The 10,338-nt window shown below is 67.1% G+C and carries 9 protein-coding genes, 3 tRNA genes and 2 pseudogenes; 7 read left to right on the forward strand and 7 right to left on the reverse strand.

What is annotated here, in order from left to right:
• The 6 genes from uvrC (at window position 1) to ACE3N6_RS13325 (ending at window position 3,121) form a co-directional block, all read left to right on the forward strand.
• Window positions 1-1,797, forward strand: coding sequence for an excinuclease ABC subunit UvrC (uvrC, locus tag ACE3N6_RS13300; RefSeq protein WP_374246258.1), 1,797 nt, complete (start codon window positions 1-3; stop codon window positions 1,795-1,797).
• 15 nt (window positions 1,798-1,812) lie between these two features.
• Window positions 1,813-2,385 (forward strand): CDP-diacylglycerol--glycerol-3-phosphate 3-phosphatidyltransferase, encoded by a 573-nt coding sequence (gene pgsA, locus ACE3N6_RS13305; RefSeq protein WP_374246259.1) that lies wholly within the window; start codon window positions 1,813-1,815, stop codon window positions 2,383-2,385.
• A 69-nt stretch (window positions 2,386-2,454) separates the two neighbouring features.
• Window positions 2,455-2,530: transfer RNA gene (locus ACE3N6_RS13310), tRNA-Gly, on the forward strand.
• A gap of 49 nt (window positions 2,531-2,579) precedes the next feature.
• A tRNA-Cys gene (locus ACE3N6_RS13315) sits at window positions 2,580-2,653 on the forward strand.
• Window positions 2,654-2,665: 12 nt separating this feature from the next.
• Window positions 2,666-2,741, forward strand: a tRNA-Gly gene (locus tag ACE3N6_RS13320).
• A 164-nt stretch (window positions 2,742-2,905) separates the two neighbouring features.
• A complete protein-coding gene (locus tag ACE3N6_RS13325; RefSeq protein ID WP_374246260.1) occupies window positions 2,906-3,121 on the forward strand; it encodes a hypothetical protein in 216 nt (71 codons plus the stop codon).
• A gap of 25 nt (window positions 3,122-3,146) precedes the next feature.
• Here ACE3N6_RS13325 and ACE3N6_RS13330 read toward each other — a convergent pair whose 3' ends face one another.
• The 7 genes and pseudogenes from ACE3N6_RS13330 to ACE3N6_RS13360 form a co-directional block, all read right to left on the reverse strand.
• Window positions 3,147-4,316 (reverse strand): acyl-CoA dehydrogenase, encoded by a 1,170-nt coding sequence (locus tag ACE3N6_RS13330; protein ID WP_374246261.1) that lies wholly within the window; start codon window positions 4,314-4,316, stop codon window positions 3,147-3,149.
• 392 nt (window positions 4,317-4,708) lie between these two features.
• Window positions 4,709-5,410 carry an ABC transporter ATP-binding protein gene (locus ACE3N6_RS13335; RefSeq protein ID WP_374246267.1) on the reverse strand — a complete coding sequence of 234 codons (702 nt, stop codon included), beginning with the start codon at window positions 5,408-5,410 and terminating at the stop codon, window positions 4,709-4,711.
• A gap of 210 nt (window positions 5,411-5,620) precedes the next feature.
• A pseudogene (locus tag ACE3N6_RS13340) lies at window positions 5,621-6,016 on the reverse strand (hemerythrin domain-containing protein); the annotation flags it as partial.
• Between the two features lie 14 nt (window positions 6,017-6,030).
• On the reverse strand, window positions 6,031-6,792 hold the full coding sequence (locus ACE3N6_RS13345) for an ABC transporter ATP-binding protein (RefSeq protein ID WP_374246262.1): 762 nt from the start codon (window positions 6,790-6,792) through the stop codon (window positions 6,031-6,033).
• Between the two features lie 81 nt (window positions 6,793-6,873).
• Window positions 6,874-7,806, reverse strand: a complete 933-nt coding sequence (locus tag ACE3N6_RS13350) for a branched-chain amino acid ABC transporter permease (protein ID WP_374246263.1) — start codon at window positions 7,804-7,806, stop codon at window positions 6,874-6,876.
• A 2-nt stretch (window positions 7,807-7,808) separates the two neighbouring features.
• Window positions 7,809-8,684 carry a branched-chain amino acid ABC transporter permease gene (locus ACE3N6_RS13355; RefSeq protein ID WP_374246264.1) on the reverse strand — a complete coding sequence of 292 codons (876 nt, stop codon included), beginning with the start codon at window positions 8,682-8,684 and terminating at the stop codon, window positions 7,809-7,811.
• Between the two features lie 255 nt (window positions 8,685-8,939).
• Window positions 8,940-9,743, reverse strand: coding sequence for an IclR family transcriptional regulator (locus tag ACE3N6_RS13360; protein WP_374246265.1), 804 nt, complete (start codon window positions 9,741-9,743; stop codon window positions 8,940-8,942).
• A 208-nt stretch (window positions 9,744-9,951) separates the two neighbouring features.
• Between ACE3N6_RS13360 and ACE3N6_RS13365 the strand changes: the two are divergent.
• Window positions 9,952-10,338 (forward strand): annotated as a pseudogene (locus ACE3N6_RS13365) (phenylacetic acid degradation protein PaaY); the annotation flags it as partial.

The following is a 10,338-nucleotide window of genomic DNA, read 5'->3' on the forward strand; positions in this document are numbered from 1 at the left end:
ATGAGTTTCGACGCCAAGGCCTTCCTGCGAACCCTCACCGAGGAGCCCGGCGTGTACCGGATGATCGGCGAGGGCGACGCGGTGCTCTACGTGGGCAAGGCCAAGAACCTCAAGCGGCGGGTGTCGTCCTACTTCCAGCGCACCCAGCTGTCGCCGCGCATCGCGATCATGGTGGGGCAGGTGGTGCGCGTCGAGACCACCGCCACCCGCTCCGAGGCCGAGGCCCTGATCCTCGAGAACAACCTCATCAAGCGCCTCGGGCCCAAGTACAACATCCTCTTTCGGGACGACAAGTCCTACCCCTACATCGCGCTGTCGGCCGGCGACTTTCCGCAGATCTACTACCACCGCGGCGGTTTCAAGAAGGGCGAGCGCTACTTCGGGCCTTTCCCCAACAGCTGGGCAGTGCGCGAGACCCTGCACCTGATGCAGAAGATCTTCCGCCTGCGCACCTGCGAGGACACCACCTTCTCCAACCGCTCGCGGCCCTGCCTGCTGCACCAGATCCACCGCTGCACCGGGCCCTGCGTCGGGCTGATCGACAAGGACGCCTACGCCGGCGACGTGCGTCTCGCCAGCCTGTTCCTCAACGGCCGCCACGGCGACGTGGTGGACGACCTGTCGCGCCGGATGCAGGCCGCGTCCGACGAACTCGCCTTCGAGAAGGCCGTGGTCTATCGCGACCAGATCCGCAACCTGCAGGCGGTGCTCCACAAGCAGTTCGTCGAGAGCGCCAAGGACGAGGACGTGGACGTGATCGCCGCGCTGGAACGGGGCGGCATGGTGTGCGTCAACCTGGCGATGATCCGCGGCGGGCGGCATCTGGGCGACCGGCCGCTGTTCCCCAGCAACGCCCAGGGCGTCGCGCCGCTGGATGCGCTGGTGGCCTTCGTCGAGCAGCATTACCTCGACCACCCGCTGCCCGGGCGCATCCTCGTCAATGGCGATCCGGCCGTGGTCAAGGAGGCGCTGGAGGAGGCCGTCGAGGGCAAGGTCACGGTCGTCGCGGCCCGCTACGAGAACGAGCGCGCCTGGATCGGCATGGCCGAGAACAACGCCAGCCTCGCGCTGCTCGCCCGGGAGCAGGAATCCAGCCGCGGCGAGCAGCGCCTCGACGCCCTGCGCGACGCCATCGGCCTCGCCGAAACGCCCAGCCGCATCGAATGCTTCGACATCTCCCACACCATGGGCGAGGCCACCGTGGCGTCCTGCGTGGTGTGGGACGGCAAGGCCATGAAGAAATCCGAATACCGCCGCTACAACATCGCCGGCATCACCGCCGGCGACGACTACGCCGCGATGCGTCAGGCGCTCACCCGGCGCTACGAGAAAGTGGCGGCGGGCGAGGGGGTATGCCCGGACGTGATCCTCATCGACGGCGGCAAGGGCCAGATGGGCGTGGCGAAGGAAGTGCTCGCCGAGCTGGGGCTCGAATCCATCGCCATGTTCGGCGTAGCCAAGGGCGAGAGCCGCAAGCCGGGCCTCGAGACCCTGGTCTTCCCCGACGGCCGCGAGCCGGTGCACCTGCGCCCCGACGCCCCGGCCCTGCACCTGATCCAGGAAATCCGCGACGAGGCCCACCGCTTCGCCATCACCGGCCACCGCGCCCGCCGCGCCAAGACCCGCAACACCTCCCGCCTCGAAGACATCGCCGGCGTCGGCCCCACCCGGCGCCGCAAGCTGCTGGCCGCCTTCGGCGGCATCGACGGCGTGCGCAACGCCACGGTCGAAGACCTGTGCCGCGTGGAAGGCATCAACCGGCACCTTGCCGAACAGATATATACTTCCTTGCGATAGCAAGCGAACGCCGACATGCCTCTGAACATTCCAAACACCCTCACCTGGGCGCGCATTGCGCTGATCCCCTTTTTCGTCGGCATCTATTACTTCCCGGACAACGTGATCTCCCCCGAGGACAAGAACCTCGCTGCGACGCTCACCTTCATCGTGGCCGCGGTGACCGACTGGTTCGACGGCTACCTCGCCCGCTCGCTGGGGCAGACCTCCGCCTTCGGCGCCTTCCTCGACCCGGTGGCCGACAAGCTGATGGTGGCCGCCGCGCTCATCGTGCTGGTGCACCTGGGGCGGGTGGATTCGCTGATTGCGCTGGTCATCATCGGGCGCGAGATCACCATCTCGGCGCTGCGCGAATGGATGGCCAAGGTGGGGGCGGCCGGCAGCGTGGCGGTGGCCTTCGTGGGCAAGCTCAAGACGGCGGCCCAGATGTCCGCCATCCCGCTGCTGCTGTACCAGGCCCCGCTGCTGGGTTTCGACAGCATCGGCCTGGGCACCGTGCTGATCTACGTGGCCGCGGTGCTCACCCTGTGGTCGATGGGCTACTACATGCGCTGCGCCTGGCCGGAGCTGGCCAAGCGCAGCCGTTGAAGGCAAGCCGGGCAGACAAAAAGTAGTTGACGTTGCCGCTGAAGTGTCTATAATGGCGGCTCTTTCAGGGCGGCAGTAGCTCAGTTGGTAGAGCGCAACCTTGCCAAGGTTGAGGTCGAGAGTTCGAGACTCTTCTGCCGCTCCAAGAAATTTTGAAGGGAAGCAGTTTTTGGATGCTTCTCTGTGAGGTACACGGCGCGATAGCAAAGCGGTTATGCACCGGATTGCAAATCCGTGTAGGTCGGTTCGACTCCGGCTCGCGCCTCCAGGCTAGAACAAAGCGGCAGTAGCTCAGTTGGTAGAGCGCAACCTTGCCAAGGTTGAGGTCGAGAGTTCGAGACTCTTCTGCCGCTCCAGAATGCACGGGGAAAACGACGATACGCCAATCGTTGTTTTCCCCGTTTTTCGTTTGTCCCCCCGCTGTAGCCTCCCTGCAAGACGCCTGTTTTCAGCCTGTCATCTCATCTGCCCAGAATCGTCACGAACGACGTGATACGTCATCGGGCGATTGGGGTCAGAAATGGAATCGATTTTCGAGAAGGGTGTCCGGCGGGTCGTGCGCCGTCTTTTCGGGCCGGATGTGGCGGCCTTCGTTCTGGACGACGACTGGCAGGGCCTGCTGTTCGTGCCGGAGATCGGCGCCGACCGGCGGGCGCCGGCCGCAGCCGGGCCGGTGCACTGCGTGGCCCCACCGTGGCCCTGTGCCTGCGATGCCTGCCCGGCGGTGAGCGCCTAGGCCCCGGCCGGCGCAGGGGCGGGGTTCAGAACGCCGCGATGCCGGTCTGGGCGCGGCCGAGGATCAGGGCGTGGATGTCGTGGGTGCCTTCGTAGGTGTTCACCACCTCCAGGTTCACCATGTGGCGGACGATCCCGAACTCGTCCGAAATCCCGTTGCCGCCCAGCATGTCCCGCGCCACGCGGGCGATGTCCAGCGCCTTGCCGCAGGCGTTGCGCTTCATGATCGAGGTGATCTCCGGCGAATCCGTGCCTTCGTCCTTCATCCGCCCCAGGCGCAGGCAGCCCTGCAGGCCCAGGGCGATCTCGGTCTGCATGTCGGCGAGTTTTTTCTGGACGAGCTGGTTGGCGGCCAGCGGCCGGCCGAACTGCTTGCGATCCAGCACGTACTGGCGGGCCCGGAGCCAGCAGTCTTCCGCCGCGCCCAGCGCGCCCCAGGCGATGCCGTAGCGGGCCGAGTTGAGGCAGGTGAACGGCCCTTTCAGGCCGCGCACGTCGGGGAAGGCGTTTTCGTCCGGGCAGAACACCTCGTCCATCACGATCTCGCCGGTGATCGACGCCCGCAGGCCGACCTTGCCGTGGATCGCCGGGGCCGACAGGCCAGCCCAGCCTTTTTCCAGCACGAAGCCGCGGATCTTGCCCGCGTCGTCCTTGGCCCACACCACGAACACGTCGGCCACCGGGCTGTTGGTGATCCACATCTTGCTGCCGGTGAGGCGGTAGCCGCCGTCCACCTTGCGGGCGCGGGTGGTCATCGAGCCGGGGTCGGAGCCGTGGTCGGGCTCGGTGAGGCCGAAGCAGCCGATCAGCTCGCCGCGGGCGAGGCCGGGGAGGTATTTCTGCCGGGTGGCCTCGGTGCCGAACTCGAAGATCGGCACCATCACCAGCGAGCTTTGCACGCTCATCATCGAGCGGTAGCCGGAGTCGACCCGCTCGACTTCCCGGGCGATGAGCCCGTAGCTCACGTAGCCGAGGCCGGCGCCGCCGTATTGCTCGGGGATGGTCGGCCCGAGCAGCCCCAGCTCGCCCATCTCGCGGAAGATGGCGAGGTCGGTGTGTTCGGAGCGGAAGGCGTGCACCACGCGCGGCGCGAGCTTGCCCTGGCAGTAGGCGCGGGCGGCGTCGCGGATCTGGCGTTCGTCGGCGGTGAGTTGCTGGTCGAGGAGGAGGGGGTCATCCCATTTGAAGTCGATCATCGGGTCATCCTGGTCGGGTTGGGCGAACGCCCGGCGGGGCGCAGGCGTTGATGATGCCCCAGCCCGGCCGGGGAAGCACGCCACCTGTGTGGTGGTGCGTCTGACGCAGGTGGGGATGGGGCCCGGACATCCATGCGTGGGTCTCGCGCACCCGGCAGTGAGTGATTTTTGCTCACGCGTGAGTTCGCGCCGCTCATCGATGGGGGCGTGTCGGTCACCGATGAGCGGCCGGGACTGACGGCTGAGTGAATTTCACTCGTGCATGGGTCTCGGGCAGTCATCGATGAGTGATTTTTGCTCATGCATGAGTTCGCGCGACCCATCGATGAGCGAAATCCATCCATCGATGGGCGATGGGCGCTCATCGCGGGCCGGCACGGAGGGGGCGGGGCTTACATGCCCAGATAGGCGGCGCGCACCTGTTCGTCTTCGATCAGTTCGCGACCGGTGCCGGTGAGGGTGATCGAGCCGGTTTCGAGCACGTAGCCGCGGTCGGCCAGCGCCAGCGCGGAGAAGGCGTTCTGTTCGGCGAGGACGATGGACATGCCCTGGGCCTTGAGGGCCTTCACCACGTTGAAGACTTCCTCCACCAGCAGCGGGGCGAGGCCCATCGAGGGTTCGTCGAGGAGCAGCAGCTTGGGCCGGCCCATCAGCGCGCGGCCGATGGCGAGCATCTGCTGCTGGCCGCCGGAGAGTGTGCCGGCGGGGAGCTTCCGCTTCTCCTTGAGGATGGGGAACATGGCGTAGATCTTCTCCAGGTCGCCTTCCACCTGGGCCTTGGGCTGGGTGTAGGCGCCCAGGCGCAGGTTGTCCTCGATGGACAGGGGGCCGAACACCTGGCGGCCTTCCGGGCTCTGGCAGATGCCGCGGCGCATGCGCTGGTCGGCGCGCAGCCTGGAGATGTCCTCGCCGTCGAAGCGGATCTGGCCGCTCATGGGCTGCACGCCCGACAGGCTGCGCAGGAAGGTGGTCTTGCCGGCGCCGTTGGCGCCCACCAGGGCGACGGTCTCGCCGCGTCGCACTTCGATGGAGATGCCCTTCAGCGCCTTGATGCGGCCGTAGCTGCTTTCGAGCTTGGACACCGACAGCAGCACGTCGGGCTGGCTGGCGGCGGATTGCAGCTCGCCGGCGCTGCTGGCGCCCAGGCCCACCGACACCGGTGCGAGGCTGGCCACCTTGTGGAACAGCTCGCGGAATTCGGCCCGGGCGGCGCTGCCGAACACCGGGTCGTCGTTGTCGAGGAAGGCGGCGTCGATCCCGGCCCAGTCGGCGGGGGTGAGCACGTCGCTGGCGAGGCCGTAGATGTCGCGCTCCTCGTGCTTGATGTGGGCTTTCTGGTCGTCGATGTAGCGCCGGAAGGCTTCGGCCAGGCTGTCGATGCGCCCATGGCCGGCCACGGTGTCGGCCAGCTGGCTGCGCAGGGCGGCGAGGTTGTGGGGGGCGTTGCGGTGTTCGGCCTGGAGGCGGTCCAGCAGCGCGGCGGCGCTGGGGGCGCGCTGGCGCAGCACCGGGAAGAGGTGTTCGTCCTCCTTGCGGTGGTGGCAGCCGTCCATGAAGTGCTCGAAGTAGTCGAGCACCGAGCCAAGGAAGGCGGCCTCCACCTTGTGGTCGCGCTCCATCTCGGCGATGACCTGCTCGACGGTGATGGCGATGCGCCACAGGTTGCGGTGTTCGTCCTTGATGATGCTGAGGGCTTGCATGGCGTGTCCTCGGATCAGGCGTGGGCGCCCAGGTAGGCGGCGATCACGTCGGGGTTGCGGCGCACTTCCTCGCCGGTGCCTTCGGCCAGCTTCTTGCCGTAGTCGAGCACCAGGATGCGGTCGGAGAGGTTCATCACCATCTTCATGTCGTGCTCGACGAGCACCACGGTGATGCCCGAGTCGGCCACCTTGCGGACGAGGTGGTCCACCTCGATGGTCTCCTTGGGGTTGAGGCCGGCGGCGGGTTCGTCGAGGAAGATCAGGCGCGGCTTCATGGCCAGCGCGCGGGCGATCTCGAGGCGCTTGAGGGCGCCGTAGGGCATCGAATCCGCGCGGGCGTCGATGTACTTCTCGAGCCCGACGAAGCGCATCAGCCCGGCGGCTTCGTCGCGCAGCGCGGCGTCGCGGCGGGTGAGGCCGGGGAAGCGCAGCGCGGCCTTGATGAGGTTGCGATCGAGCCGCAGGTGGGCGCCCACCATCACGTTCTCGATGGCGCTCATGTTCATGCAGATCTGCAGGTTCTGGAAGGTGCGCGCCACGCCGCGGCGGGCGAGGTCATCCGGCGACTTGCCGCCGATGGCTTCGCCGTCCAGCCTGATTTCGCCGGCGGTGGGCTTGTACACGCCGGTGATGAGGTTGAACAGGGTGGTCTTGCCGGCGCCGTTGGGGCCGATCACCGAATAGACGATGCCGGCGTCGATGGAGAAGCTCACATCCTGCACGGCCTTCACGCCGCCGAAGTGGATGGAGAGGCTGGAGACGTCGAGGAGGGCCATGTCAGGACTCCTGAAGGGCCGCCCCGAAGGAGGCCTGCGCCCCCGTGGGGGGCAGCGAACGAAGAGAGCGTGGGGGCATCTTTATTCAGCCTTTCCAAACTTGCTGGCCAGGGTGGGCACCAGGCCCTTGGGCAGGAAGATCATGCAGATCATCAGGATGGCGCCGAAGGCGACGGTCTCCCAGCCTTCGAAGGTGGCCAGCGCCTGGGGCAGGGCGGTGAGCAGCACCGCGCCGATCACCGAGCCATACACCGAGGCCATGCCGCCGATGACGACCATCGTGACGAGTTCGATGGAGTGGAAGAAATCCGCCAGGTTGGGGGTGACGAAGCCCACGTAATGGGCGGTGACGCTGCCCATCAGGCTGGCGAACACGGCGGACATCACGAAGATGGCGACCTTGTAGCGCACCACATCCACGCCCACCACGCGGGAGGCGACCTCCGAGCCGTGCAGCGCGCGCAGGGCGCGGCCGAAGGGCGAGTCGATGAGGTTGATGGACGCCCACACGCTCACCGCCAGCAGCGCGGCGACCACCCAGTACCACTGCTTGTCGCTGGTGAGTTCGAAGCCGGCCAGGCCGAAGGCGGGCACCGGCATGCCGTCGGGGCCGCCCGTCCATTGGGCCTCGTTGCGCACCGCGATGTTGATGATGATGCCCAGGCCCAGGGTGGCCATCGCCAGGTAGTTGCCCTTGAGCTTGAAGATCGGGCGGGCCACCAGCGCGGCGAGAATGCCGGTGGCCACCGCGCCGGCCACCATCGCCAGCACCGGGTGCCAGCCGAAGTGGGTGGGCAGCACCGCCGAGGCGTAGGCGCCGATGCCCAGGAAGCCGGCGTGGCCAAGGCTGATCTGGCCGGCGAAGCCGATCAGCAGGTTGAGGCCCAGCACGATGATGGCGTTGATCGCCATGCGGATCGCCAGATCCAGATAGAAGCTGTTGGGCAGCACGAAGGGCAGCACCGCCAGCACCGCGATGAGGAGGTAGAGGCCGAGGTAGGCACGTTTCTGCATGGTCACACCCGGTCGGTCACCTTCGCGCCGAACAGGCCGCGCGGCATGAAGAAGAGGATGAAGAGGATCAGCACGAAGGGGATCGCGTCCTTGTAGGCCGACGACAGGTAGCCGGCGCCCATGGCTTCGAGGATGCCCACCAGCAGGCCGCCCACCACCGCGCCGAGGCCGTTGCCGAGCCCGCCCAGCACCGCCGCGACGAAGCCCTTGAGGCCCAGCATGATCCCCACGTCGTAGGAGGTGAGGGTGATCGGGGTGATGAGGATGCCGCCCAGCGCGCCCAGGGCCGCCGACATGGCGAAGCTCATGAACAGCACGCCGTTGGTGTCGATGCCGACCAGCTCTGCGGCGAGGCGGTTGAAGGAGGTGGCGAGCATGGCCTTGCCGGTGAGGGTGCGGTTGAAGAAGTACCACAGCAGCACCACGACGATGGCGGTGACGCCCATCACCCACAGGCTCTGGGGCATCAGGGTGGCGCCGAGGATCTCGATGGGTGTGTCGCCCGAGAAGGCCGGCAGGCTGTGGGTGCTCTTGCCCAGGAAGACCTGCACCAGCCCGCGGATCACCAGCGAGGCGCCGATGGTGATGATGATGAGGGTCACGGTTTCGGCGCCCTTCACCGGCTCGATGGCGAGCTTCTCGATGAGCACGCCCACCGCCGCCGGCACCAGGATCGCCAGCACGAGCGCCGCCGGCAGGGGCAGCCCGGCCTGGGCGAAGAACACTGCGAGCATGCCGCCCAGCATGATGAACTCGCCCTGGGCGAAGTTGATGACGTTGCTGGCGTTGTAGATCAGCGTGAAGCCGAGGGCGGCCAGCGCGTAGGTGGCGCCCACGGTGAGCCCGGAGAACAGGAACTGCAGCAGCTGGGCGAGCATCACGCACCTCCCGTGGGGGCGGGGTGGGGTCGATGAGTCATCGTGTCTCCTCTCGATCGAGTAACCCGATCCGACGCCGTCGCCAGGGCGGCGCGGTCGTCGAGTTCTGTATTTTGTAATCGGTTCTGTTTATTAGAAATGATACAAAAAATCTAGTCAAGAAAATTTTATGTATCGATTTGAGCGGGGCGAGCGAAAACCGCCCCGCCGGCGCGGGGCCGGGGGCGGTTCGGGAGGTGCGTCGGGAGGCGGGGGCTACGGGGGGCCGGCGGTCTCGCGGGTGGAGCCGAGGCGCTGGGAGAGGGAGTGGGCGGCGTCCTTCAGGTGGGCGATGACGGGGCTCTCGTCGCGCATGTCGATGGAGCCCTCGACGCCCACCAGCACGATGGACATGGTGAGTTCGTTCTTGAAGTTGAACACCGGCGCGGCCACCGCCTCGACGCCGCGGAACATGTAGTTGCCGGAGATGGCGGCCACGCCCTTGCTGCGCACGTCGGCGAGCAGGGCGTCGGCGTCGTCGAGGGTCTCGACGCCGGCCGGCAGGTGCTTGCGGGCGTCCAGCTCGCGCTGGAGGATCGGCCGGGTCTGGGCCGGCGGCAGCCACGCGCCGAACACCCGGCCGACGGCGGAGCTGAGGAGGCTGAGGGTGGTGCCGGTGACCACGTTGACGGTGATCGGGCGGCGCGGGCGCTCCCAGCGCACGATCACCGGGCCGTTGTCGCCCCACACCGCCAGCGCGGTGGTCTCGTTGACCGCGTCGCGCAGCTCGGAGATGGCGGTGAGGCCGAGCCGGATGCGGTCGAGCCGGTCGATGGCGACCAAGCCGATGTTCAGCGCGAACGGCCCCAGGTTGTAGCGCGAGGTGAGCGGGTCCTGCTCCACCAGGCCGCTGCGGATCAGGCTGACCAGGTAGCGGTGGGCCTTGGAGGGGGGCATGTCGGCGGCGGCGGCGATGTCCTTGAGCATCATCGAGCGCTTGCCGAACACCATCGCCTTGAGGATGCCCATGCCCACTTCGAGGGACTGGACGCCGTGTTTTCCTTCCAGCTCTTCGCTCATGTTTCGGTATCCGGTGGTTGGTTGAACGTGTTACGTAATGGTAAATTGATTTTAGAAAAAGCAATCATAATTCCCAAGTGAGGAGTAAGGAGGGAGGCGTGAGGAGGCCTTGGTTGGGGCTTGTGCGCTGGCGATTGGCTGCGCTTGTAACCCCGAAGGCGTCGTCGCTGCGTCCCCGACACTCTTCCGCAGACCAGGAGATTCAGCCATGACCCCGCTTCGTGTTTTCGCCATCGACGGCATCGTGCCCGTCGTCCATCCGTCGGCCTATGTGCATCCTTCCGCGGTGCTGATCGGCGACGTGTTCGTCGGCCCCGACTGCTACGTGGGGCCCTGCGCCAGCCTGCGCGGCGACTTTGGCCGGCTGGTGCTGGAGCGTGGCGTGAACGTGCAGGACACCTGCGTGATGCACGGTTTTCCGGGCACCGACACGGTGATCGAGGAGGACGGCCACATCGGCCACGGGGCGGTGCTGCACGGCTGCCGCATCGGCCGCAACGCGCTGGTGGGGATGAACGCGGTGGTGATGGACAACGCGGTGATCGGCGAGGCGTCCATCGTGGCGGCGATGGCCTTCGTGAAGGCGGGGGTGGAG

The organism is Zoogloea sp. (genome assembly GCF_041904905.1).
Classification (GTDB): domain Bacteria; phylum Pseudomonadota; class Gammaproteobacteria; order Burkholderiales; family Rhodocyclaceae; genus Zoogloea.